The organism is Peribacillus sp. P4_C12 (assembly GCF_056402095.1).
The window spans coordinates 1-25502 of sequence record NZ_JBFUIB010000003.1 but is presented as its reverse complement, the minus strand read 5'-3'; the positions used below and the strand labels follow the sequence as shown (position 1 = coordinate 25502).

At 39.3% G+C, this 25502-nt stretch carries 25 protein-coding genes and 1 pseudogene; 9 read left to right on the top strand and 17 right to left on the bottom strand.

Going from position 1 to position 25502, the window contains the following annotated elements:
- Window positions 1–57: 57 nt before the first annotated feature.
- A complete protein-coding gene (locus tag AC1DUW_RS01750; RefSeq protein WP_053344383.1) occupies window positions 58–2565 on the top strand; it encodes an NEW3 domain-containing protein in 2508 nt (835 codons plus the stop codon).
- Between the two features lie 284 nt (window positions 2566–2849).
- On the opposite strand, the gene AC1DUW_RS01745 is transcribed toward AC1DUW_RS01750, so the two are convergent.
- From AC1DUW_RS01745 to AC1DUW_RS01710, 8 genes are all read right to left on the bottom strand, one after another.
- Window positions 2850–3584 carry an amino acid ABC transporter ATP-binding protein gene (locus AC1DUW_RS01745; protein ID WP_053344382.1) on the bottom strand — a complete coding sequence of 245 codons (735 nt, stop codon included), beginning with the start codon at window positions 3582–3584 and terminating at the stop codon, window positions 2850–2852.
- On the bottom strand, window positions 3581–4225 hold the full coding sequence (locus tag AC1DUW_RS01740) for an amino acid ABC transporter permease (protein ID WP_053344381.1): 645 nt from the start codon (window positions 4223–4225) through the stop codon (window positions 3581–3583). Before AC1DUW_RS01740 ends, AC1DUW_RS01745 begins: the two co-directional genes overlap by 4 nt.
- A 57-nt stretch (window positions 4226–4282) precedes the next feature.
- Complete coding sequence (locus tag AC1DUW_RS01735; protein ID WP_053344380.1) at window positions 4283–5059, bottom strand: transporter substrate-binding domain-containing protein; 777 nt, start codon at window positions 5057–5059, stop codon at window positions 4283–4285.
- Between the two features lie 626 nt (window positions 5060–5685).
- Window positions 5686–6204 (bottom strand): YehS family protein, encoded by a 519-nt coding sequence (locus AC1DUW_RS01730; RefSeq protein ID WP_053344379.1) that lies wholly within the window; start codon window positions 6202–6204, stop codon window positions 5686–5688.
- A 117-nt stretch (window positions 6205–6321) separates the two neighbouring features.
- The gene (rlmD, locus tag AC1DUW_RS01725) at window positions 6322–7704 is read right to left on the bottom strand and encodes a 23S rRNA (uracil(1939)-C(5))-methyltransferase RlmD (RefSeq protein ID WP_053344378.1); all 1383 of its coding nucleotides are present in this window, start codon (window positions 7702–7704) and stop codon (window positions 6322–6324) included.
- Window positions 7701–8585 carry a DNA-3-methyladenine glycosylase family protein gene (locus AC1DUW_RS01720; RefSeq protein ID WP_477641889.1) on the bottom strand — a complete coding sequence of 295 codons (885 nt, stop codon included), beginning with the start codon at window positions 8583–8585 and terminating at the stop codon, window positions 7701–7703. Before AC1DUW_RS01720 ends, rlmD begins: the two co-directional genes overlap by 4 nt.
- Window positions 8586–8707: 122 nt before the next feature.
- Window positions 8708–9493, bottom strand: coding sequence for a delta-lactam-biosynthetic de-N-acetylase (pdaA, locus tag AC1DUW_RS01715; RefSeq protein ID WP_477641888.1), 786 nt, complete (start codon window positions 9491–9493; stop codon window positions 8708–8710).
- Between the two features lie 498 nt (window positions 9494–9991).
- Entirely contained in the window at window positions 9992–10177 is a 186-nt protein-coding gene (locus AC1DUW_RS01710) for a hypothetical protein (protein ID WP_053344375.1), read from the bottom strand.
- A 111-nt stretch (window positions 10178–10288) separates the two neighbouring features.
- On the opposite strand from AC1DUW_RS01710, the gene AC1DUW_RS01705 reads away from it, so the two are divergent.
- Window positions 10289–10426: a hypothetical protein gene (locus AC1DUW_RS01705; protein ID WP_162878737.1), complete on the top strand. Its 138-nt coding sequence runs from the start codon at window positions 10289–10291 to the stop codon at window positions 10424–10426.
- Between the two features lie 47 nt (window positions 10427–10473).
- Here AC1DUW_RS01705 and AC1DUW_RS01700 read toward each other — a convergent pair whose 3' ends face one another.
- Both AC1DUW_RS01700 and AC1DUW_RS01695 read right to left on the bottom strand, forming a co-directional pair.
- Window positions 10474–12042 carry a fumarate hydratase gene (locus AC1DUW_RS01700; RefSeq protein ID WP_053344374.1) on the bottom strand — a complete coding sequence of 523 codons (1569 nt, stop codon included), beginning with the start codon at window positions 12040–12042 and terminating at the stop codon, window positions 10474–10476.
- Between the two features lie 315 nt (window positions 12043–12357).
- Complete coding sequence (locus AC1DUW_RS01695; protein WP_053344373.1) at window positions 12358–12546, bottom strand: SE1561 family protein; 189 nt, start codon at window positions 12544–12546, stop codon at window positions 12358–12360.
- Between the two features lie 155 nt (window positions 12547–12701).
- Between AC1DUW_RS01695 and yfkAB the strand changes: the two genes are divergently transcribed.
- On the top strand, window positions 12702–13823 hold the full coding sequence (yfkAB, locus tag AC1DUW_RS01690; RefSeq protein WP_477641923.1) for a radical SAM/CxCxxxxC motif protein YfkAB: 1122 nt from the start codon (window positions 12702–12704) through the stop codon (window positions 13821–13823).
- Window positions 13824–13867: 44 nt separating this feature from the next.
- On the opposite strand, the gene AC1DUW_RS01685 is transcribed toward yfkAB, so the two are convergent.
- Complete coding sequence (locus AC1DUW_RS01685) at window positions 13868–14683, bottom strand: YfkD family protein (protein WP_477641887.1); 816 nt, start codon at window positions 14681–14683, stop codon at window positions 13868–13870.
- Between the two features lie 471 nt (window positions 14684–15154).
- Window positions 15155–16222 (bottom strand): calcium/proton exchanger, encoded by a 1068-nt coding sequence (gene cax, locus AC1DUW_RS01680; RefSeq protein ID WP_053347939.1) that lies wholly within the window; start codon window positions 16220–16222, stop codon window positions 15155–15157.
- Window positions 16223–16412: 190 nt separating this feature from the next.
- On the opposite strand from cax, the gene AC1DUW_RS01675 reads away from it, so the two are divergent.
- Together AC1DUW_RS01675 and AC1DUW_RS01670 are read left to right on the top strand one after the other, a co-directional pair.
- Window positions 16413–17579: an MFS transporter gene (locus AC1DUW_RS01675; RefSeq protein ID WP_377441643.1), complete on the top strand. Its 1167-nt coding sequence runs from the start codon at window positions 16413–16415 to the stop codon at window positions 17577–17579.
- A 335-nt stretch (window positions 17580–17914) separates the two neighbouring features.
- The gene (locus tag AC1DUW_RS01670) at window positions 17915–19834 is read left to right on the top strand and encodes a heavy metal translocating P-type ATPase (protein WP_053344369.1); all 1920 of its coding nucleotides are present in this window, start codon (window positions 17915–17917) and stop codon (window positions 19832–19834) included.
- 225 nt (window positions 19835–20059) lie between these two features.
- Here the strand turns inward: AC1DUW_RS01670 and AC1DUW_RS01665 are convergent, their stop codons facing one another.
- Both AC1DUW_RS01665 and AC1DUW_RS01660 read right to left on the bottom strand, forming a co-directional pair.
- Window positions 20060–20899, bottom strand: a complete 840-nt coding sequence (locus AC1DUW_RS01665) for a YihY/virulence factor BrkB family protein (RefSeq protein ID WP_056522487.1) — start codon at window positions 20897–20899, stop codon at window positions 20060–20062.
- Window positions 20900–20915: 16 nt separating this feature from the next.
- Window positions 20916–21317 (bottom strand): YtxH domain-containing protein, encoded by a 402-nt coding sequence (locus tag AC1DUW_RS01660; RefSeq protein WP_053344367.1) that lies wholly within the window; start codon window positions 21315–21317, stop codon window positions 20916–20918.
- Between the two features lie 230 nt (window positions 21318–21547).
- Between AC1DUW_RS01660 and AC1DUW_RS01655 the strand changes: the two genes are divergently transcribed.
- The 4 genes from AC1DUW_RS01655 to AC1DUW_RS01640 all read left to right on the top strand — a co-directional run bounded on the left by AC1DUW_RS01655 (window position 21548) and on the right by AC1DUW_RS01640 (window position 23899).
- A complete protein-coding gene (locus AC1DUW_RS01655; protein WP_053344366.1) occupies window positions 21548–21772 on the top strand; it encodes a DUF1128 domain-containing protein in 225 nt (74 codons plus the stop codon).
- Between the two features lie 103 nt (window positions 21773–21875).
- Complete coding sequence (locus AC1DUW_RS01650; protein ID WP_477641886.1) at window positions 21876–23141, top strand: molybdopterin molybdotransferase MoeA; 1266 nt, start codon at window positions 21876–21878, stop codon at window positions 23139–23141.
- On the top strand, window positions 23129–23644 hold the full coding sequence (mobB, locus tag AC1DUW_RS01645) for a molybdopterin-guanine dinucleotide biosynthesis protein B (protein ID WP_161804892.1): 516 nt from the start codon (window positions 23129–23131) through the stop codon (window positions 23642–23644). Before AC1DUW_RS01650 ends, mobB begins: the two co-directional genes overlap by 13 nt.
- Window positions 23645–23656: 12 nt before the next feature.
- Window positions 23657–23899 carry a DUF2164 family protein gene (locus AC1DUW_RS01640; RefSeq protein ID WP_477641885.1) on the top strand — a complete coding sequence of 81 codons (243 nt, stop codon included), beginning with the start codon at window positions 23657–23659 and terminating at the stop codon, window positions 23897–23899.
- 68 nt (window positions 23900–23967) lie between these two features.
- Here the strand turns inward: AC1DUW_RS01640 and map are convergent, their stop codons facing one another.
- The 3 genes and pseudogenes from map to AC1DUW_RS01625 form a co-directional block, all read right to left on the bottom strand.
- A complete protein-coding gene (gene map / locus AC1DUW_RS01635) occupies window positions 23968–24714 on the bottom strand; it encodes a type I methionyl aminopeptidase (protein ID WP_477641884.1) in 747 nt (248 codons plus the stop codon).
- A gap of 77 nt (window positions 24715–24791) precedes the next feature.
- Window positions 24792–25202: pseudogene (locus AC1DUW_RS01630) on the bottom strand (DJ-1/PfpI/YhbO family deglycase/protease); the annotation flags it as partial.
- The gene (locus AC1DUW_RS01625) at window positions 25174–25407 is read right to left on the bottom strand and encodes a late competence development ComFB family protein (protein ID WP_477641922.1); all 234 of its coding nucleotides are present in this window, start codon (window positions 25405–25407) and stop codon (window positions 25174–25176) included. The gene AC1DUW_RS01625 and the pseudogene AC1DUW_RS01630, both read right to left, overlap by 29 nt.
- Window positions 25408–25502 lie beyond the last annotated feature (95 nt).

The following is a 25502-nucleotide window of genomic DNA, read 5'->3' as shown; positions in this document are numbered from 1 at the left end:
ATAGTCTTCAAAGAAGCTTAGGTTTTTTATTAAATTTGAAAGGGGTTAAAGGAAGGCATGAAAAAAATTTTGGTACCTTTGCTTTCACTTTTGTTAGTTTTTTCACTATTGCCGCTCGCAGGTAGCGCAGCAAAAAAGGAAAAACCTAATGTTGAGTTATGGAATGCGGTCAAGCCACTCGAGACAACCGTTACATTCTTAAACAGCGGTGCCCATCCAGATGATGAGCGCAGCGACTTTCTCGCCTATTTATCGAGAGGGTTAGGTGTGAAGACCTCCAGCCTAATTGCGAACCGTGGGGAAGGCGGACAAAATGAAATTGGGGATGAACTGGACAATGCTCTTGGAATTATCCGTTCAAGAGAAATGATAGAAGCTGCAAAAATTACCGGGGTTAAAGCCTATCATCTCAGTGAAACAACCTCTGATCCCATCTATGATTTTGGCTTCTCGAAAACACCAGAAGAAACATTAGAAAAATGGGGCGAGGAACTCACATATGAACGGCTTATCCGGTTTATCCGAACATATCAGCCTGATATATTGATGCCATCCTTCCAAAATGATGATACCCAGCATGGACATCATCGCACAATGACAATCTTAAGTGAACGTGCTTTTAAGGATGCGGCTAATCCATCTGTTTTTCCACAACAATTGAAACAAGGTCTATCGGTATGGCAAGTGAAAAAATTATATTTACCTGTTTCCTCCGCAGATAAAGCCACCACATCCATTGAAATCGGTACCTATGACCCAATATACGGTATGACTTATCCACAGCTTGGAGAACAATCCCGCTATCTGCATAAAAGCCAAGGAATGGGCTCTGATATCCCTGCAGCACCTCGCCAGGTTCATCTAGATTTGAAACAAAGTGCAGTTGATACGAAAGACCAGTCAGACCTTTTTGCAGGAGTACCTTATAATTTTACCGAATGGGCTGATAAACTCCCAGTTTCAGCTTCAAAGTTAAAATCTTATTTTAAAAATGTACAACGGGATTTGAACACAGTTATTGCGGCCTATCCGAATGATCAACGTGTTTTCACAACATCCCAAACAGCTCTTTCTCATGTACGTTCACTTACTTCGCAAATTAAAAAGGCAAAGCTAAACTCTGAGTTGAAGAACGACTTGCTTCATAAGCTCTCATTAAAAGAAGAGCAATTACAAAACGTTAGTTATGTCTCTTCAGGACTATATGTTCAAGCAAAATCAGCCTCTGCGATCCTTACAAAAGGTCAAAATACGAACGTAACCGTAACAGTGAAGAATACCGGAAAACAAACATTGAAAAAATTCTCTGCCAAATTGAACGTGCCTAAAGGATGGAAAGCTAAAACAAAATCTAAAGCAATCAATCTAGCACCAAATAAATCAGAGACCATCACCTACCAGGTTAACGTTCCAAAAGATGCTTCCTTTTACCATGCTTATGACAAATCAGCAATTACAACCAACATTTCATATGAATCCGGTAAAACCAAGACTACCATCACAGAAGAATTGGAAGGAACAATCGCTGTCCTACCTGATGTGGGTCTTACCCTTTCACCTGAAGACATCGTAGTAAACACAGCAGATGTACAGGAAGAAATACCAGTAACCGTAACTGTAAAAAATTATACAGAAGGAAAAACATCAGCAAACGTCGCTTTAAAAATACCTAAAAATTGGAAAGTGTCACCTACCAAAGCAACCGTATCATTTAATGAAAAATCAGAAGAAAAACAAGTAAAATTCACCCTTATACCACCGAAGACGATTCAAAATGGTGAATATCAGCTAAAAGCAGAAGCTACTGTCAATGGAAAAACCTTTGATTCTACTATTCAAGAAATTTCCTATGACCATATCGGAACATTCTATTACCAATACCCAGCAGCAATCAACACCGTTGCATTTGAGCTTTTAATGCCAGCTTCACTAAAAGTAGGTTACATTGAGAGTGGATTTGACAAAGTAGCCGATTACTTAAGCAACACAGGTCTTAATATTACAAAGCTAACAGCTGATGATTTAGCATTAGGTGATTTGAGCCAATACGACACGATTGTTACAGGTATACGCGCTTATCTATCTCGAGAAGATCTAAAGACAAATAACGCGCGCTTACTTCAATACGTAGAAAACGGCGGTCACCTTGTCGTTCAATACCACAAACCTGGTGATGGATGGGATGCCCTGACGACTGCTCCATATCCACTTACAATCGGAAATCCATCCATTCGCTGGAGAGTAACCGATGAAAAAGCCACAGTAAACGTATTGAAACCAGAATCAGCGCTTTTCAACTATCCAAACAAAATAACAACGGACGATTGGAACAATTGGGTTCAAGAAAGAGGATTGTACTTCCCAATGAAATGGGACGAAAGATTTGAAACTTTCATTTCCATGGCTGATCCAAATGAAGAACCATTTGATGGTGGAATCCTAATGGCCAATTACGGTAAAGGAACTTATCTCTACACCAACCTTGTCCTCTACCGGCAAATTCAAAGCCAGGTACCAGGAGGATATCGAATCATGACGAACTTGATTAGTTACGGGGCCCAGTAACTAGAGAAGTAACCTGTGCGGGTGTTGAATGCATAGGTTACTTTTTTGTATGAATGTTTAGCCTGATTGAACACGATTAACCTTTACCTCTAAAACAAAAAAAGTTATGCACAAGGATAGGAGATAGGCTTGAGGGATTAGGATTTCTCCTTTTTCTCTCTTTCCTTTGTCCACACGTTATGCACAACTTTAATTTATTTTAACTTCAACGTTGGTGAGTTTTATAAGCCTCTTAAGTGATATGCATTCACTCTTTTAGCCATTCATTCCCACACTCTACCTGCCTAAAGCACCTTACTTAAGAAGGCTTTGGTTCGAACATGCTGAGGGTTACCGAATAATTCATTCGGTTCATTTTCTTCTACAATATACCCTCCGTCCATGAATATGACACGGTCTCCAACTTCCCGGGCAAAGCCCATTTCATGGGTAACAACAACCATTGTCATACCTTCTTTAGCAAGTTGTTTCATTACCTCTAAAACATCTCCGACCATTTCAGGGTCAAGTGCAGAAGTCGGCTCGTCAAATAGCATAATCTTCGGATTCATGGCCAATGCCCTTGCGATGGCAACCCGTTGTTTTTGTCCTCCGGATAGTTCTCCTGGATAGCTATTTGCTTTTTCCCTTAGCCCAACCTTATCCAGTAACTCAAGCGCTAATCTTCCCGCTTCAGCTTTATCGGTGGCACGAATTTTAATAGGCCCCAACGTTATGTTTTCCAACACGGTTTTATGAGGGAATAGATTGAAATGTTGAAAAACCATTCCAACCTCTTGTCTAACTTTGTTGATATTGATTTTCGCTTTAGGGTCAGTAATATCATGCCCATTAATGACCACCTCACCGCCCGTAACTTCCTCAAGAAGATTCAGGCAGCGCAGAAATGTACTCTTTCCAGATCCAGAAGGACCTATTACACAAATTACTTCCTTTTCTTTTATTTCTGCATTAATATCTTTTAAAACCTCGACAGTTCCAAATGATTTTCTCAGGTTTTTTACAGTAATGATGCTCATCGAACTTGTACCCTCCTTTCTATGAAGTTAGCAATAAGGGTTAACAAATAGATGATGATAAAGTAAATCACACCAACAACAAGCCAAATCTTGAACGCTTCAAAGGTTGCCGAAGCCTGAATCTGCCCTTGCTGTGTTAAATCCGCTATACCGATAACGGATAATAGAGATGTATCTTTTAGACTAATGATCGATTGGTTCGTAATGGTGGGAAGCATCCTTCTAAAGGCTTGTGGCAGTACTACATATCGCATTGTTTGAGTACCAGTGAATCCGATTGATCTTGCCGCTTCTGTTTGCCCTTTATCGATGGATTGAATTCCCGCTCTTATTATCTCAGCAAAATAGGCCCCTGCATTGATGGCAACGGTAATTATTCCAGCTGTAGTACTGTTTAAAGAAATCAAATTCAGTGAATTCACACCGAAATATATAAAAAACAATTGCACAATAAACGGCGTTCCTCGTATCGCATCTACATAAACCTTTGCAATCCAGTTCAAGATCTTGATAGGAGCAAGTCGCAGCAAGGCCACCACTAAACCAATCAAGAAACCTAGGATAATGGCAATTACAAAGATATAAAGTGTCACCTGAAGTCCTTTTAATAAAATAGGCAATGCCGCAACAATTATATCCATTCTATTCACCCCTTAGAAAAAGAAAGCGCGCTTTAAGCGCGCCTAATAAGCATAAATCTATTCACCAAGATAAGTTTTTAATATTTCATCGTATGTTCCATCTTTTTTAAGATTAGCAAGACCGTCATTTATTTTTTTCAATAAATCCTGGTTTTGCCCTTTCAATACAGCAATTCCATACTGATCTCCATTCAAACGATCACCTACGATTTTTAACCCAAGGTCTTTTTGAGCAATTGCATAGGAGATAACAGGATAATCTTCTATAAGTGCTTCGGCATTACCGTTTGCTACTTCCTGGAACATAGCTGGACTATCATTAAATTGAACAACTTTAATTCCTAGTTTCTTGGAATTATCCTGTGCATATTTAGCACCGGTTGTCCCTTTTTTCACTGCTATGGTCTTTCCTTTAAGGTCATCGACTGATTTAGTACTTGTATTATCTTTTTTAACAACCACTGTTAATCCTGCATCAAAATACGGCGTTGAGAAATCTACTACCTTTTTTCTTTCCTCTGTAATGCTCATTCCTGCAATAGCGACATCAAGCTGATTGGCTTGCATCGCTGGAATAATACCACCGAAATCCATTGGAGAAAATTTGATTTTAAAATCCTGGTCTTTTGCTATTGCATTGATTAATTCAATATCAATACCTTTATAGTCGTTTCCCTCTTTAAATTCAAAGGGAGGATATGTCGTATCCACACCAACTTTATATACCTTTTGACTTTTCTCTTTCTCACCTGCATTTTTTTCATCATTGCTTCCACAAGCTGAGATAATGATAGTAAGAATCAAAAACATACTAAATAAACCAAGTTTCTTCATTCAAATCACTCCAATTCTTAGATTATACGTGATAATAAATAATTCTCCCTATAATATAGCATAAGTATAAAGTATTATAGTATGAATTTTTTGAATATATATTATTTTCTTTAAATAATATTAGGGATGATTTTCCTAATCTAGTTTAGGTGATGGTAATTAGAAACTGGTATTGAAACGTATACTAAAAAAAGTTTCAATAGAATGGGCTTTTTACAATGGAACACTCTCATTGCTGTACTTCATTTTTCTCAATAATATATAGGGTCGTTCTTTCTCCCCTCTAAAAAAAGTTATGCACAAGGATAGGAGAAAGGCTTGAGGGATTGGGATTTCTCCTTCTTCCTTCTTTCCTTTGTCCACACTTTATGCACAACTTTAATTAGTGGTCTACTATTTTATTTTAAAACTAATTTTGTTACTAATTCAACATGTGTAGAGCGTATGTGGCGGAACATTGGATTTTGGTGAAGTTTGCAAAAAATCCTAATTTTCTCAGGGTCATAAATGAGAAATTAGGATTCTTTTATTTCTTATTAACGGTTAAGTAACTTTCAAAAAAATTGAGCATTGGTATGAGCATCTTATTCATATAGTAGTTTTATTTCAACTACTTGGCTGCTCCCTTATCCCCTATATTTATAAGCTAACCCTTTTAAGAAATTCCTGGCGAATTTGTCCCCGCACTCTTTATAATTTCTATGACCAACTTTTCTTAAGATGGCGCTTAATTCTCCTTTAGTTATCATGACTCCTGCTTCATCCAGGATATCAATCATATCCTCGCTTGTTAATGTCAGCGCAATTTTCAATTTCTTTAGCAGAATATTATTCATGCTTTCCTTATTCTTTGCAGTCGGTGCCGGGTTTTCTGGCTGGCCGGGTTTTGGTTCTTGTTTCCCTCTTTTAAAAATGATCAAGCCATTTAAAAAGGATTCCAACATCGTATTGTTACATTTTATACCTTCATCATCCATATCATCGTCGTCGTATTCATCATAGAAACCGTCTTTTGGTTTTGTGAGCATCTGCATGACTTCTTCTCTTGTTACTTCAATATCCCCAAGTTTAAATATCTCTACCATATCTTTATTTTTTATATCCAGAGCATATCTTAATCTAATTAAAATATCATGATTATGCATCCATAAACCTCCTGTATATTTCTTATTTTTTACAGCACCTTCATTATTTCACAAATGGATTGAAATAAACGCAGATGAAAATCCGAGAACCTTTTACAGATTCTCGGATCCTTCTGCTTATTCTTTCCTTTTCAACTTTGTCACAACTTCAACATGACTCGTCTGCGGGAACATGTCCACAGGCTGCATGGATTCTACGTTATATAAAGCGCTCAATTCTTGTAGGTCTTTTGCCAATGTGGATGGGTTACATGATACATACACAATGGTTTTTGGTTTGACCTTTAGGATAGTTTGCAGTAAGGATTGGTCCAGGCCAGTTCTTGGTGGGTCGGCGACTAATACGTCCGGTTTCCATCCTTCTTTGGTCCAGCGTGGCAGGATGTTTTCGGCTTTTCCTGTTTCGTAGTGCATGTTGGTGCGTTTGTGTTTTATGGCGTTTTTCTTGGCGTCTTCAATGGATTCTTTGATGACGTCCATTCCGCGAACCTCTTTTGCATCTTCCGATAGCCAAAGTCCGATGGTTCCTACGCCGCAATACGCGTCAACGACTTTTTCGGTACCGGTTAGGGCTGCCGCTTTTTTCACTTCGTCATACATGCGGACTGTTTGAACTGGATTAAGTTGGAAGAAAGTGCGGGCCGATAGTTCGTACGATAGATCACCCAATGTTTCGTTGATGACTTTTTCGCCAGCCAGATGGATCGTCTTTTCGCCAAAAATAAGTGATGTGTTTTGGTTATTAATATTTTGAACGACCGATTTCACTTCCGGCAGTTGGTCACGAATTTGCTTAAGTAATTGATCTTTTTGTGGAATTTCTTCCGCTCCTGTAACTAAGACCACCTGTACTTCGCCTGTTTCAAAGCCAACTCTTGTAATGACTGTTCGGATCACACCTTTTCTCTTTCTTTCATTATAGATCGAGATATTCAAGTTCTTTAGTATCTTCTTCACCGTACGGGTTACTTTATTAGTAGCTTTGTGTTGGACAAGACAGTTGGGAATATCGATCAAGTTATGGGAGTTCAAACCGTAAAGACCGGCAATCAATTTGCCATCTTTCTGACCGACCTGGTACTGACTTTTGTTGCGATAGTTCCAAGGATCTTCCATGCCGATTGTTTCTTGTATATTTAATGAAGAAATCGGGAATTTCGTATGACGTTCCATCGCTTGAATGACGATATCGCGTTTTTCAATAAGCTGTTGACTATAGCTTAAATGCTGTAGTTGACAGCCACCGCATTCTGCGTAGATTGGGCATGGTGCGGCAATGCGGTGTGGCGATTCTTTCCGGATGGTTTTTATTTTTGCTTCAGAAAAGTTTGGCTGCACTTTTGTTATTAAAGCTACAATTTCTTCACCTGGTAATGCTCCTGGGACGAAGACGACTTTCTTTTTAAAGTAGCCGACGCCCTCTCCGTTTATGCCAAGCCGTTTAATGGTTAATGGAAGGGTTTGATTTACTTCTAGTGTTGTATCTTGCATGTTTGTCATTTCTTTTCACTCCGTTTTTCGATGCTTCTCCACAAATAGAGGGAAGCGTAGCTTAGATATGGAGCCCATTTTGCACTGTAGGTTTCCATTTCTTCTTGGGTTGGCTTCTGCGGTAAGCCGTATAAATGTTTTATGGCGTTTTGAATGCCAATATCGGCTTTTGGAAAAAGGTTCGGCCTTCCAAGTCCAAAAAGCAGGAAGTTTTCAGCCGTCCATCTACCGATTCCGCGTATTTTTATTAGTATATCCATAACCTCTTGATCGGATAGCTCTGCCAACAGATCAAGATTAAGATGGCCATGAGTGATTTGCTGGGATAGTCCGATGACGTATTCAGCTTTTCGGCCACTGAATTGAATGGCTCTTAACTGTTCCACCTGAAGTTGTGAGGTCGTTTCCGGTGTTGGATAAAACCACACACCATCTATCTGGTAGCCAAATGTTTTCACGAACCGTTCCGTGAGTATATGCGCAAAAGACAAGTTTAATTGCTGATGTATGATGCATTTGACGAGGCAACTGTAATAATCGAAGTCCAAGACTATGGCTGTACCGCGGTGCTCTTCAAAGATTCCCCTCAAATCAGATTTTCGGAAATGCTGGGAAACGCCTTCTAATGGCTGATGCCAATGAAACACCTTTTTTAACCGTTCGATTGCTTTAGACTTGTATTCCTCTGATTGACCTTTAATGATAAAGGTCGGTTCTTCGATGTTTCCTATTGCCTGAACATGCAAAACGACTGGTTCTTTTTCTATATAAAGCGGAACTTTTACCGTTCTGTTAGTAAAATCAACTACTTGAAGTGGGTCTAACGATAATCGTTCGAGAACAAGGTCGAAATTATATGGTCCCTGGACCTGTAATTTTTCCGTCCACACAAGCGATCCATCCTTTAGCAGTTTTCCACGTATTATAGCATGTTTCCTGAAATATTACTTAAAAATGAGGAGAATGGAAAAAAGCGGGACCTGTATTTTCACTTCAGGTTCCGCTTTTTATTTTAATAAAGCATTCGATTTGGCAGGTGTTTTTCAATCATTAATTCATCCAGACTGCTGAATGTGTATCCTTGTTTTTCAAGATCAGTCAAAATCGAGTCAAGCGCCTCTGCATTATCTTTTGAAACAGTATGCAGTAATAAAATCGCCCCTGGATGAATCTGTTTAAGCACTTCATCATGAGCGTAAGCTGCACCCTTTTGTTGGTCAACGACCCAGTCTTTATAAGCAAGCGACCAGAAAATGTGGTAATATCCTTCTTTTTGTGCGACTTTCATTGTTCTCTCATTGAATACACCACGCGGCGGCCTTAAATAGTTCATCCCCTGTTGGCCCGTTAATTTTTCAGTTGCTTTTTTAACCCGTTGCAGTTCTGTGCGAATGACTTCATCCGTCACACTGGTCATATCAGGGTGATTCCAGGAATGGTTTCCGACGATATGACCTTCATTCGCCATACGGACAACAAGCTCCGGTGCGGTTTTTAAATAATGACCAGTGACGAAAAATGTTCCTGGGGCCTTATGTTTTTTTAACACATCTAAGATCTGGGCCGTATATCCATTTTCATAACCATTATCAAACGTTAAATATATGTTTTTTTTCGTTGTGTCACCTTTATAAATTGCTTCATATTTAGGCAGCATTTCATTGAAGTTTTTTCCTGCATCGGCAGGAGTTCCGTTTTTCCCTTTATTGAAGCCCCAATTATAGGACTCCRCAAAAGCCGGACTTGCTAAAGAGCAGATCAAGCATATAAAAACGGATAGAATCGCCATTTTTTTCATTGGATTATCCCCCATGTTCTTTTTTTCTTAGTGTTTGGAACATGAAGATTTATATGCATGATATTGTCGTAGGTCGAATTTTTCGTGGTGACGGTCGAATTATCGCCATGTAGGACGAATTCTTGCCGGTTACGGTCGATTTTTCCTCATGTAGGACGAATTATACCCGATGACGGTCGAATTATTACCATGTAGGTCGAATTATTGCCAGTTACGGTCGAATTATTGCCGGTTACGGTCGAATTTTCATCATGTAGGACGAATTATACCCGATGACGGTCGATTTTTTGCCATGTAGGACGAATTCTTGCCGGTTACGGTCGAATTATTGCCACGTAGGACGAATTATACCCGATGACGGTCGAATTATTTCCATGTAGGTCGAATTCTTGCCGGTTACGGTCGAATTATCTTTCTGTTGGACGAATTTTATCCACAACGAACAAATTCCACACAAAAAAAGGCCTATCCTCCTAAAAGGATAGGCCCCCTATCTATTTACCCTTTAAATAACGCCTGTACCGCCTTCCAAATGACGACGATGGCAAAAACGATAACGGTTACAATTCCAATTACGTCTAAAGTTGGTTCAAGTCCGGAGAAAATCGTGCCTGCCACAGGAAGATGGATGAAAGCAAAACCTGTTAACATTGCGACAAAGAACAATAAGATGCTATTTTGCATTTTACTCCCCCCTTTCTCTTCTAATGTATGAGCAAAGGTGCAAAAAGATTGTACTTTTTTAAGGCAATAATAGCCTTTTTTTTCATATACATTAGCAAGGGGGCGTATACAATGCTTGAATGGGTGATTACGTTAGGTTTTATTGGTTGTCTGGGATTAGGTGCGGGACTGTTTGTTTATTTTGTGAAAAGTGGATTGAATTTAGGGGATTCAAAAAGGATTGATCCATTGCCGAAAATAGAAGAGTAAGGTAAAAAGACGCTCAACCGAATTGGTGAGCGTCTTTTGCATACATCTTATTTAAATACAGGTTCTTTGAATTGTGACAGTTTTTCTAATGAAGATTGCTGTACGTCTTTATGCAGGCTGTTTCCATGTGAATCCATGGTAACAACTGCGGTAAATCCTTCAACGTTCAAGTGCCACATTGCTTCAGGAATACCAAATTCAGTGAAGTTCACACCTTCGACTGATTTAATGCAGTCTGCATAATATTGAGCTGCGCCGCCGATCGCGTTTAAATAAACACCACCGTGTTCGCTTAGTGCTTCTAGTGTTTTTGGACCCATTCCGCCTTTACCAATAACAGCGCGAATGCCAAATCTTTTCATGATATCGCCTTGGTATGGTTCTTCACGTATACTAGTTGTCGGACCTGCAGCTTTCACGTGCCATTTACCTTCTTCGTCCTTAAGCATAACCGGCCCACAATGATAGATAATCTGTCCATCAAGGTCAATTGGTGCAGGGTTTTCAGACAAGTGCTTGTGTATCGCGTCACGGCCAGTATACATTCTTCCGTTAATCCGGACTACGTCACCAACTTTCAGCTCACGGATTTGTTCTTCCGTAATTGGTGCCTGAAGGATGATTTCACGCGGTGCTTCAACTTCCGCTTCTATTGCTGCGGCTACTTCTTCTTTCGCTGCTTTTTCTGCTTCTAGAGCAAAGTCAATTTTCTCGCCATCTTGATATAGCCATTCATTGATTTCTCCTGTTTCTGGGCTCACTTTCACACCTAAGCGACGGAAAGCCCAACAGTTGTAAGCAACCGATACGAAAAAGCTTGCCGGAATACGGTGCATGACACCAATTTTACAGCCAAGCAGTGTTGTTTCTCCGCCAAAGCCCATCGTGCCGATTCCCAATTCATTAGCCGTCTCCATAATATACTCTTCTAGTTTACGAAGATCCTCATTCGGATTCACATCTTCGTTGCTGCGGAAAAGTTGAGCCTTAGCCAAATCATATCCGGATGAACGGTCTCCCCCGATACCAACGCCGATGAACCCTGCGCTACAGCCTTGTCCTTGCGCTTGGTATACGGAATGAAGAACACATTTACGGATTCCGTCTAAATCACGGCCGGCTTTACCTAATCCTTCAATCTCCATCGGAAGACTGTATTGAATATTTTTATTTTCACAGCCGCCGCCTTTTAATATAAGACGCACATCAATGTAATCTTTTTCCCATTGATCGAATTTCATGACAGGAAGACCTTCCCCAAGGTTATCCCCGCTGTTTTCACCTGACAAAGAGTCAACTGCGTTTGGACGAAGCTTTCCGCCTTTTGTTGCTAAAATGATTGCATTTCGAATTGCTTCTTTTATTTCAAGTTGGTTCACACCAACTGGAGTTTTAATTTTAAATGTCGGCAGACCTGTATCCTGACAAATCGGTGATACATTGTCGTCAGCCATTGTAATATTATTCGTGATTGTTGTTAGGCTCAACGCTGAACGCGTACCTGCATTTTCACGTTGTTTCGCACTTTTGACCGCACGACGAACATCCTTTGGAAGATTCGTTGAAGTTTCAACGATAAGACTGTACATACTTTCTTGGAATTTTTGAATATCCAAATTTCTCTTCCCCCTCTTATTTCCCCTAGATTTAATCATTCACCGCTTCTCTATATAAGAGCAAATGATACAACACCCGTTTTATTATACATCTAACATAATCTTTCGAAAACAAGTAATTAGTTTTCTTAATGAAAATCAGTGTGAAGAGAAATAATCATGGCGCTAAGAATAGCATAAAGCAAAAAAATTACCGATAATTACCTAATTTTAAATAACCATTTTTCTTCCTTACATATAAAAAGGGATGACGAGTAAATAGCGTCATCCCTTTATGAATATTAATTATAAAAAAATCATACTATCGTACAGATATTATCCTTCTTTGCGCGTTTTAAATTGTTCTACTTTAACTTCCAAATCATCAAGCATGCCGATTAAGCGATCAATATCTTCTAATTCTGTATTTTCTGGTTCAATATGGTCAAGAACCTCCATGAACATCGTGAGGCGTTCTTTTAAGTATGTTAATTGTTCGTTTTTACCTGTAATGGTTTTTCCCATGAGGCACTCTCCTTCCGTTCTTCTTCCATCGTAACGAAATCCTCTTGAAAGTGCAATGGCAAGCTAAAATGAAGCTCTCCGCCATTTGACAATTTTTGTGCCCATTGTTCATAATGGGTTAGTGCATTATTACGTAAGGAGTTTTAAACATGTCTATAATCAAGCAAGATCTTTTAACACCAATCACACCCAAGTATGATCCTTGGGAAGCATATATGGACGTTGAACAATACGGAAAGCTCAGTCTTACCAATGTCGAATTCACAACCACTACCCTTTGCAATATGCGTTGCGAACATTGTGCTGTCGGTTACACACTTCAGCCAAAAGACCCGGATGCTCTTCCTTTAGAATTAATAATTCAGCGCCTCGATGAGATACCATTGCTTCGCTCGCTAAGTATAACTGGCGGTGAACCAATGCTTTCTAAAAAACAAGTGAAAAATTATGTTTTACCTTTATTAAAATATGCTCGTAACCGTGGAGTTCGTACCCAAATCAATTCTAACTTGACCCTTGACTTGGAACGGTATGAGGAAATCATACCCTATTTGGATGTTCTTCATATTTCCCATAACTGGGGAACGATCGATGAATTCATCGATATCGGTTTTGCCATGATGGACCGCAAACCTTCGCGCGAGCAACGAAAAAAATTATTTGATAAAATGATTGAAAATTCCCGTGCCCTGACAAAAGCAGGTGTACTAGTTTCTGCAGAAACGATGCTTAATAAACGCACCATGCCGCATCTTGAGCATATCCACAGACAGATTGTCGATGAAATGGGATGTCAGCGCCATGAAATACATCCGATGTACCCAAGTGATTTCGCCTCAGCACTTGAAACGTTATCATTGGAGAACATGCGCGAGGCGATTCATCATCTACTTAATATTCGGGATGAAAATGTATGGATGCTTTTCGGAACGCTCCCATTCTATCCATGTAACAACAGCAAAGAAGATTTAGAGCTGCTTCAGCGGCTTTACAGTGCTAAAAAAGTGACAGTTCGGAATGACCCTGATGGACGCTCTCGTTTGAATGTCAATATTTTTACCGGAGAAGTCATTGTTACCGATTTTGGGGATGCACCTACTTTGGGAAATATCATTGATCAGCCGTTAACCGAATCCTATGAAACATGGATGAATTCGAAGCTGGCCAATGAATTAAACTGCCACTGTTCGTCGGTTAAATGTCTCGGTCCGAATGTTCTTGTCAAAAATGCATATTACCCTAAAGAAGACTTCAGCGTAAGAAAGTCTAATATATGAGAAAAAAACTCGCCAATCAGGCGAGTTTTTTTACTTCACCTTCCTTACCGTGGTTGTTGCGAAACAGTAAAGCTGAAGGAAACATGGTCCTGAACTGGTATCCAAGCGCCTATGCCTTGAGAGGTAATATTTTTAATCGTAATCGAGCGTTTATTTCCTTTAAGGTTCAAATATACTTCTCCATAGGTGACCTTACCTTTTTCATTGACGGCAGAAGCATAGCTAGATAAATAACCAATCCGATTTGAAGCAACATTGTATACTTCATCTTTTTTCGTACCAGCTCCAACAATCGTTTCAAAAGCGAGTGGCAAATGGGTCTTTTCCGTAGCTTTTAATAGCATCATCTTTTTAACATCCTCGGCCTTAGGAATTTTCGCTGTTAGTCCACCACTCACTCCCTTTTGGTTTTCTTGGACATAACGGATTCTGTATGGAACATCACCGCCGCGATTATCATAGTAATTCATATTGATCTTTTGATATTCCCAATTTGGGGCCGTCTCGGAAGACTCGTAATTCAACGCCCAATGGCCAAGGTAAATGGTCGCCCTGTAACCAAAAGCAAGCGGTGCCTTTGCAATTGCTGATTCATTCAACATATGAATGAGTTCTGGATTTTCAATCTTAATATCCGATGAATCAATCAACTGTTTAGCAAACTCACTCGGCTGCAGCATTGGAAGATCCTGAGTCGAGTTTGGATACGTATTCTCCTTCGCAATATTTAATACGGAAGGTGGGATATTCACCTTGTTCGGAGTTGTTTTATCTCCGGCTGATATAGGGGCTGCAAAACTTACATTCGCCTGAATAAAGGCAGTTAGGGCAAACACTGTAATAAGAATAAGTCGTCTCATGCTGTAGCACTCCTTTAAAAGGTTCAATCATTTTGTTTATAGATTTTGTTTTTACTCAACATTCTATACATTTCAATAACATGTTGATTTTGTAATAAATTTGTAAAGTTCAGAATATTTACTTTTTTATATAAATCGGTTATACTTAACTTACATTATAAAAAGGAGGCGAAATCGTTCATACCTAATAAACGTTCAGGAGGTATGCTTATCGATCTAAGACACCCTTTTCAAGGATGACAGAAAAACGAATTCGCCACTTACTTAAATTTGATGTAAAAGGATGGTGTAACACTCTAGAATTATTTCTCAACTTTAACAGAAGCATGATGAAAAATTTTGGATTAATTTATGAATGGTAATTTATTAATATAGAAATGACTCTGCTAAAATAACCTGGGCAGAGTCATTTTTATTTGTATCCGCATTTCTCATAAGAAAAGACCTCCCGATGTGGAAGGCCTGACACTCTTATAATAAGTAAAATCCAATCCCCATAATAAAGTAAGCAGCCAACAGGGTAAGCCCTTCAAACCAGTTCGTTTCCCCGTCATTCGAAATCATAATCATCAGAAAGACAGCCGTAACCATAGAAATCAACTCAGGCAATGTGAAAACAAGCGGCATATGTGTTGGATACATTAATGATATCAACACTAGGACAGGAGCAACGAACATCGCTACTTGCAGCGTAGAACCGACTGCAATCTCAACAGCGACATCCATTTTATTTTTATATGCCATAATAACGGCTGATGCATGTTCAGCCGCGTTACCTACGATGGCAACGATAATGACCCCGATAAATAACTCTGTCCACCCGAACGTCTCCCCGACTTCACTGAAAGTATGAACAAGTTTTTCCGATACGTAAGCAACAGCCAATGTAGCAACAGCTAGGATAGTAATGGCCTTTTTCTTGCTCCATTCCGGTATTTCCTCTTCATGTTCCTCATGGGCTTCTCTTTTTTCCGCATGCTGATAAACCCCGCGATGAGTAACTAATTTAAAGAATAATGCCGCTAAGTATAATAAGATTAAAATAATGGAAATTCCGACACTTAACGACATAGTACTTGATTCGCTCATGTTTTGAGTGAACACTTCCGGTATCACGAAAGCAACAATAACGGCGAAGATTAGCAGACCAGCGTTATGCCTTGCATCGAACACATTAAATTTCTGCCGTTTGTACCTCGTCCCCCCAATAAAAAAGGAAAGTCCTGCCACCAACAATAAGTTTCCTAATACCGATCCAGTTAAGGAGGCTAATACGACGCCCACTAGCCCTGCCTTTAATGAAAAAATGGAAATAATCAGTTCCACTGCATTACCAAAGGTTGCGTTCAACAGTCCACCAATCCTTGGGCCCATCACAATCGCTAGACTTTCCGTTGCCCGGCCCATAAAACCTGCGAGCGCTATAATTGTTAAACAATACACAATAAACATGATTACACTCGGCCAATGCATCAAAGAACCTATAACTGATAAAGGGACACCTAAGAGGACGAGCCCCAAAAATATTTTATCCACGATATTTCTCCTCACAATCCTATATGCAATTTAATATGTAACAAAAATTATCATACATAATTTTCCCGAAATGAAAAAGGGGATTTTTAACGATATTCTCTTCTTGTCAACATTTACCCAAATTTCTATTGCTTAACCCTCTCCCCTGGATGTAACATCAACAAGGTATACATATCTTAGGAGACGAAAACTTATGAATCAAAAGCTGCTTATTAGTGTTCTAATTTGTATGGTCGGCATATCTGGATTTTCTCAAGGAATGCTTCTGCCAATTATCGCAATCATTTTCGAAAATGACGGAATTAGCTCTTCCTTAAATGGATTTCATGCTGCGTCACTTTATATTGGGATTCTTTTAATTTCTCCTTTTATGGAAGCACCTCTCCGCAAATATGGCTATAAGCCATTAATATTATTTGGCGGAATAACGGTAATTCTTTCACTTGCCTTATTTCCGGTCTGGAAATCATTCTGGTTTTGGTTTGCTCTGCGTTTTTTCATCGGAATCGGTGATCATACCCTTCACTTTGCTACCCAGACATGGATTACCGCTATTTCCCCTTCAGCAAAGCGCGGAAGGAATATCGCTATTTATGGACTATTTTTCAGTCTTGGTTTCATGGTTGGTCCGCTAATGACGAAGCTTCTGGAGATTAATCAGTCTTTGCCATTCATCATTACATCCATACTAAGCCTACTTACGTGGATGACTGTATTCCTGATTAAAAACGAGCTTCCTGAACAGGATGAGTCAGAAAGCACATCATTCTTCGGTACACTCAAACGGTTTACGAAAGTGAGTCGCATTGCTTGGGTCGCCTTTTTACTTCCATTCACCTTTGGCGTGCTTGAATCCTCATTGAATAGCAACTTTCCAGTATTCGCGTTGCGCTCTGGAATTGATTTAACCGCAGTATCGCTTATCATTCCAGCATTTTCAGGTGGTACTTTGCTTTCACAGATTCCGCTTGGAATGCTCAGTGACCGATTTGGCCGACGAAAAATCTTGCTGATCATTCTTTTTTCAGGCTTTACCGTATTTACTCTAGCTGGGATTGTTTCATATTCCGTAATCGGTCTGTTCATTTGCTTCCTGCTTGGCGGGATGATGGTGGGTTCGACTTTCTCTTTAGGAATCAGTTATATGGCAGACCTTTTGCCCCGCAACCTATTACCTGCAGGAAATCTGTTATGCAGCATCTTCTACAGTCTCGGCAGCATTGGTGGTCCGTTTTTCGGTGGTTTAGTCATAGAATACTTACAAGGAGGTAATTTTTTCTATTTAATTAGTATAATGCTTCTTCTTGTCTTTATTTCACTGGTGCTATTTAAGGAAAAAATGCCTGCTCCAAACTTGTAGTATAGTTTATTATCTGAACTACTCCATTTATTATTCAATTTGTATTGTATTTATCATATAGTGGTCAAATGATATAAATTATGGTTCTTTATATTTTTTCCTACATTAGAATCATTCTTCTTTATTTTTGAATAGGATATGTGTTAATATAAGATTAATAAAAAGAACACCACGTTAATAAACCTTTTAAATCGTTGCTGTCATCGCAATTTTGGTGACAGCTTTCATATTTTATTCAGAGAAATGACGTTGATTATCTTTCTCAATTAGATATTATACAAATGATAATCTATATCATTTACACAAAAATAGAAAAGAATATGGGAGGGAATCTTATGACCACTGATACTAAACAATTAACACAACCGACTGCATGCGAAACCTCTTGGTTGGAAAAAGTAAAACCCCATCTAGAACTTATTGCCGCATTGTTTAGCGGTGTATTGATATTATTGGGCTGGGCGCTTTCTAAGAATGGACTTGAAACTCCTTCTATCGTTATATATTTAGCTTCCTTCCTAATCGGYGGTTATGCCAAAGCAAAAGAGGGAATTGAAGATACGTTTGCCGATAAGGAATTGAATGTAGAGATGCTAATGATTTTCGCGGCCATCGGTTCTGCGATTATCGGTTACTGGACGGAGGGCGCTATTTTAATTTTTATTTTTGCTTTAAGCGGGGCGCTTGAAACATACACAATGAATAAAAGTCATAAAGAAATTTCAGCACTTATGGATTTACAGCCGGAAGAAGCGCTGCGAATCACAAATGGATATGAAGAAACCGTATCCGTCTCCCTGCTACAAGTCGGGGACCTAATTTTGGTAAAACCAGGTGAAAGAATACCCTCTGATGGAAAAATCACGGACGGACGTACCAATATTGATGAAGCGGCGATCACTGGCGAATCTATTCCAGTTAGTAAGTCATTGGATGATGAAGTATTTGCGGGAACAGTGAATCTGCGTGGAACGATTACCGTAGAAATTACAAAACCAGCAAACGAAACATTATTTCAAAAAATAATTACTCTCGTTCAATCTGCACAAAGTGAAAAGTCTCCTTCTCAGCTGTTCATTGAACGTTTTGAAGGAACCTATGTAAAAATCGTATTAACCGTTGTCGCTTTGATGTTGTTCGTACCGCATTTTGTATTAGGATGGAGTTGGACCGAAACATTTTACCGGGCAATGATTTTGCTTGTTGTTGCTTCACCTTGTGCTCTCGTAGCTTCTATTATGCCAGCTACGCTATCTGCCATCTCTAATGGTGCTCGTCATGGAATTCTATTTAAAGGTGGTATCCACCTTGAGAATCTTGGTAACTTGAGGGCAATAGCCTTAGATAAAACCGGAACATTAACAAAAGGAAAACCAGAGGTAACGGATGTCATTATCCGTGAAGATTTAAACGAAGAAGATTTCCTATTCCATATTGCATCTGTTGAAAATTATTCGAACCATCCTTTGGCAACATCAATTGTGCGCTACGCTAAAACTAAATTAGCAAAAGACATCATTAAACCGGATAATATGGAAGATATCTCAGGTAATGGGGTTCAAGCATATTTCAGCGGAGTACTTTGGCAAGTAGGAAAAGCTGATTTCGTCGGAAGAAGTGAAGCCGAACAATTTCAAAACGGTATTGCACTAACACTAGCTGAACAAGGCAAGACGATAGTTTATGCAAGAGACAATCAAGGTATTGCCGGCATTCTTACATTGAAAGACGTGGTGCGTGAAGAAACGATTACTGCTATCGAAGCATTGAAAAATGAAGGCATTCATACCGTTATGCTAACAGGCGATGGTGAAAAGACCGCTAAAGCGATTGCGTCTGAGAGCCATATCGATGCATATATTGCTGAATGCTTACCTGAAACTAAGGTTACTGAAGTGAAAAAGTTGAAAGAACACTACGGTACTGTAGCAATGGTTGGAGATGGAATTAATGATGCACCTGCACTTGCAACTGCTTCTGTCGGGATTGCAATGGGCGAGGGCACAGATGTTGCGTTGGAAACAGCGGATGTTGTCCTAATGAAGAATGACCTACCGCGTATTGCCGAAGCAGTAAGGTTATCTAAGAAAATGAACCGAATCATCAAACAAAACGTCGTTTTCTCGATTTCTGTCATTATGGTTCTGATTGCATCTAACTTCCTTCAATTCCTCGACCTTCCATATGGCGTAATTGGCCATGAAGGAAGCACCATTCTAGTTATTCTGAACAGTTTAAGATTATTGAAAAACTAAACAAAAAAGGGAGCCTATGAGGCCCCTTTTTTTGTGTGTTCATTCTACTTAGTGATAGCCGTTTTTCCCATTAGCAGAACCTGACGTTTTATGGTTCGAACCTTTTTTTCCTTTTTGCTTTTTGTTGCTTTTACCCATGAAAGAATTCCTCCCTACTACTAAGTCGTCATTTCTTGATTAGCATTTGCTACAGGACTTATAGCTATTACGGGAACTTTAGGAAGCTCATTCACATTTTGGCTGTTCTTTATTACTTATGAGGGCATTAATTTCCCCGCCTAGAATTATGATTAGCCCTGATAAGTAAAACCAGATCATTAACACGATTATCCCACCAAGGCTCCCATATGTTGCAGAATAATTTGCGAAGTACGCTACATAAAAAGAAAATAAAAAGGAAACGAGACTCCAGCCAGCCGTGGCAAAAATAGCACCCGGAATCACTGTCAGGCATTTCAACTTTTTGTTGGGCGCTATCAAATAGAGGATTGTAAACACGATAAATAATACAATTGTGCTAATCACCCAGCGCATATGATTCCAAATCGACAAAAACTCGTCAGATAGCCCAAATTCGGCAAATAAAAATATACCTATCTGCTTTCCGAATACAGGAAGCAACAAAGCGACAATAAAAACAAAAATCATCGCTAATGTGAGAATAATCGACATTCCCCGGGAAATAAAGTAAGTTCGACTTTCTTTTACACCATATGCGTGATTAAAGGCTTTAATAATTGCATTCATTCCATTAGATGCTGACCATATTGTTCCAATGACACCAAACGACAATAAGGTACTATTCCCTTCCATAACTTCTGTTAGATTTCCCTCAATGATTGCCATAGAACCATCTGGTGCATATGAACGGACTATACGTAAAATATCTTCCTGTGAAAATGGCAGGTAGGCCAATAAAGTAAATAGGAAAATAAGTAACGGAAACAGGGAAAGTAAAAAGAAATAGGACAGTTGGGCGGCAAGTCCCGACACATCATCCACTTGTAACCGTTTTATGAAAGTTTTGAAGAATGACCCTTTCAACCATTCTTTTTTATCGGCCATACCTCCACCTCATTATCTAATTTAAGGAAATACGCTCTTCTAAATCATGGTTTGAAGACGATTCTTGCTGTCCTTCCGCAGAGAAGACCTCTTTTGTCTCCATCACAACATGCGCAACTTGCGATGGAATATCTTTCATCTCCTCTACTCTTTGGGAAATGAAGGATACATCATCGGAAATTTTTTCAACTGTGGCACGAACTTTTGAAGATGTTTCACGTACTTGAGTTAGGATTCCATTGGGGTTTTTCACTAGTTCTTTCATATTATTCATACAACTTTTGCTGTTTGCTAATACGGAACTTCGCGTGTTTTTATCAAAAAGACTAACAGCAGCCCCAGCTAGAGCCCCTATTAAAACCGCCTGCATAAATTTACTTTTCTTTGCACACTTATATTCTTCACGAATGTTGCTCATATATTCTCCTCCTCGTCATATATTAGTTGATGGGTAATGGTGGTTATCTCCATTATACAGTGTTTAAAAAAGTTTTTTCCTATCTTTTCCCAAACATGCTCACATTAAAACGCGAGACAATCAAGTAAATCGGAGATAATGCGTCGTTTTCCTACTGAATATTCATTGACTTATAGGGGTAATCATGCAAAGATGAAAATAATTTAGAAACGTGTGAAAGGATGAGGGAAATGGATTTAACACAAAATACAGCCGAAAGTGTCGAGTTTATGGTAGAAGCAATCAAGGATAAACTAAAAGTAATGAACTTCGGAGCAATCAAATCCACCCATTTCGATATCGAAATGTATGAAGAACTTCATGATATTTATAAAATGGTGATGAAAAAAACAAACTTCAGTGTCCGTGAAATGGAAGCAATCGCTGAAGAACTTGGAAGACTCCGCAATAAATAACATCCAAATCCTCCCATAATGGTGAGGGTTTTTTATTTATTAAAGAATTCTGCTAAATTTGTTATAGTGAATATTATTGGACAATCAGACAGGAGTTGTAGGTATGGTAGAAAGAAGAACGCCCATTAGTCTCGCTGATGCAGTAGAAAAAGTGATGAAACATACATTAGAAGGACAGGTGGAATTAGTTGCTCTTGAGAAAAGTCATTATCGTTTTTTAGCTCAAGATATTATAGCTACAAATGATGTTCCACATTTCAACCGTTCACCGTACGATGGTTTTGCCCTCAGGTCTGAAGATACGGCTGAAGGTTCCCTTAATAATCCGCTCGAATTCGAAGTGATAGAAGAGTTGGCTGCAGGGATGGTTTCTACTCTTCCTGTGCAACAAAACCAGGTAGCAAGAATCATGACTGGAGCCCAAATGCCAGACGAATGTGATGCAGTTATTATGTTCGAGCTCACCAAGGAATTTGAAAAGGACGGGAAGAAATACATATCCTTTAAACGCTCACTTAACGCAGGCGAAAATGTGTCTTTCAAAGGGGAGGATGCAAAAAAAGGTGATATTCTTGTCAAAAAAGGCACAATGATTAATCCAGGCATCATCGGCTTGCTTGCTACATTCGGTTACGCTGAAGTTCCAGTTGCCAAAAAGCCTGTCGTCGGCTTATTTGCTACAGGGTCAGAACTTCTAGATGTCAGTGAACCATTGCAACCGGGAAAAATTCGCAACAGCAACTCTCATGCCATCTCCGCCCAAATTCAGAGAGCAGGAGGAGAAGTTCGTTTTTATGGAAAACTTAAGGATGAATTTGACTTAAGCTATGAGGCAATTTCCTCAGCCTTGAAGGAAGTTGACCTTCTCATTACAACGGGGGGCGTCTCCGTCGGTGATTTCGACCTTCTCCCTGATATTTACCGGAAAATAGGAGCCGATGTTTTATTCAATAAAGTAGCTATGCGCCCAGGCAGTGTTACAACAGTTGCTGTATTTAATAATAAATTTCTATTCGGCTTATCTGGTAATCCATCTGCCAGTTATGTCGGCTTTGAGTTATTTGCAAGACCGATTATTCGAACCATGCTGTTTTCTGAGCTGCCTCATTTACGAAAAGAAAAAGCGCAATTGGCTGAGGATTTCTTAAAGCCCAATCCCTTCTCACGGCTTTTGCGAACGCGTTTATTTTTCGAATCTGGCCAGCTGAAGGTTATCCCTAGTGGTGTAGATAAATCCAATATAACAACAAGCCTTGCAGGAGCAAATTCACTAACCGTATTACCTGGAGGCACTCGTGGATTCAAAACTGGCGATATCGTGGACGTCCTTCTTCTTGATGACCAAGAAGGATGCGTATGGCCTTGGTGAAACCTTTTATATTTCAAGTGGTCGGCTACCAAAATAGAGGAAAAACGACTTTCATTACGAATATAATTGAGAAGCTTCGCGCAGTAAACTTGGAAACAGCCGTATTAAAGCATCATGGGCATGGCGGAAAACCCGATCATACAAGTATAAAGGATTCCACCAAACACTTTCAGGCTGGGGCAGCTGCATCACTTGTTGAAGGAGACGGGACGATTGAATTACTTGGCAATTTTAGAAAAGGAACCTCTATAGCAGAGCTGATTCAATTGCTGGGTCTTTTTCATCCCGACGTGATTTTAATCGAAGGATACAAACAGGAAGACTTTCCTAAGATAATTCTAATCAAAGAGGAAAATGACCTTCTATTACTAAAACAGCTTAATAATATCAAAGCAGTTATTGCTTGGCCTGACTGTCTGGAGCAAACAATGAGCTATGCTTCAGTACCTGTCTTCCCTCTAAATTCGGATCATTTCATTTCATGGTTTTTAGAACAGATATAAAGGAGGTTTTTTATGTTTATTCAATTTCCCTTAGAAAAGCGACGCGTGATGATTGAACGCATTCAAGAGTATGTCTACCAGGAAAATGGTGAAAGAATTGGCGAAATTGCTGCTGAAAACCACTTACAAGATATTCTCGACAACATTGCTCCCTTTATATATAACGAGGGCATTAAAGATGCTAAAACAGTGATTGAGGACCGAATTGGGAACATCGAAGAAGATTTATATTCATTGGAACGGCCAATTAAATGAGATGAAAAAAACAGCATCAATTTTCGATGCTGTTTTTTTCGTTTTTAGGAGATAAGATAACCAAATCATTATTGTTCCGTTAAAATAATTGGACCGTTCTTTGTGATGGCAATCGTATGCTCATATTGAGCCGAGTATTTCCCATCTGCAGTAGAGGCGGTCCAACCATTCGCATCCCTGCTGGCTTTATATGTACCTACGTTCACCATCGGTTCAATTGTGAATACCATGCCCTCTTTTAGGCGCGGCCCTTTATTTGGCAATCCATAATGCGGAACTTGAGGCTCTTCATGAATAACATTTCCAATCCCGTGGCCGATAAAATCACGGACGACAGAGAAGCCTTCCGCTTCTACATATGATTGAATAGCATGACCAATGTCGCCAATACGATTGCCTTCTACAGATACTTCAATCGCCTTATATAAAGATTCCTTTGTCACATGCAGTAAGTGTTCCGTTTCCTTTGAAACCTTACCGACCGGGTACGTCCAGGCAGAGTCTGAAAGCGCGCCGTTATAATTAACGACCATATCAATTGTTACGATATCGCCATTTTTCAAAGGTGTCTTTCGAGGAAAACCATGACAGATTTCTTCGTTGATGCTTGCGCATGTCGCATATTCATACCCTTTGTAACCCTTTTGTTCCGGCTTCGCCCCATGCTTCTTTAAAAACCCTTCAACAAATTCTTCAATTTCCCATGTTGTCACACCGGGTACAATTAATTTTGCGATTTCCCTATGACAAGCTGCCAAAATTTTACCTGAGTCATGCATCGCTTGAATCTCACGTGCAGATTTTAATACGATCAATCGTTACACTTCCTTTTTTTTCGTCTCTCCTTTTATTTTACTGCAAAGATGGAAGTATATGAATCCTTTAAACCTTATTAAAGAAAAAATCTAAGTGACTCTCGATTAAAGGCTTGGATATCTTCTGGTATTCTGCTGGTGACAAGCTGATCGCCGCAAACAACGACCTCTTTGTCCATATATGTAGCACCTGCATACTCAATCTACCTTAATAGATTTATACCCTGTTGCATGACGTCCTTCAAGTGTTTTGGCAGAAATCAGCAACTGTGGTCCATGACAGAATGCAAATACAGTTTTTTTTCATCCATGAACGATTTTGCAAACGTTACGAAGCGTGCATCTGCACGTAGCTGGTCTGGGGAAAAACCTCCAGGAATGAACAAAGCATCAAAGTCCTCTGGTTTTACTGAGTCGATGCTTTCATCTATTGTGACTTCGACTTCACCTTGTTTGCCTTTAACAGTTTTCCCTTGTTCCATTCTGATTATGTTTGGGGAATTTACCTACCACATGTATGGCACTAATAAGTCTTTTGTTAATCCATTTTCGGTTTTCATCCGTATTCAAGTTTTCAAATATCCGCTTCCGCCCTTCTTCCGTTGTTACATAATAATTAGGCAGGGCATTCAAAGATAATGTGATAATGTCATTCTTACATTTGTTGCACGAACAAAACGTTTGATATTCCATTCCAGCCATTAAAATCTGCACCCAAGTCACAACAATCTCTTCCATCACATTTGTATATTCTCTTTCCATATATACTCCTTTAAAAAAGAAAAACC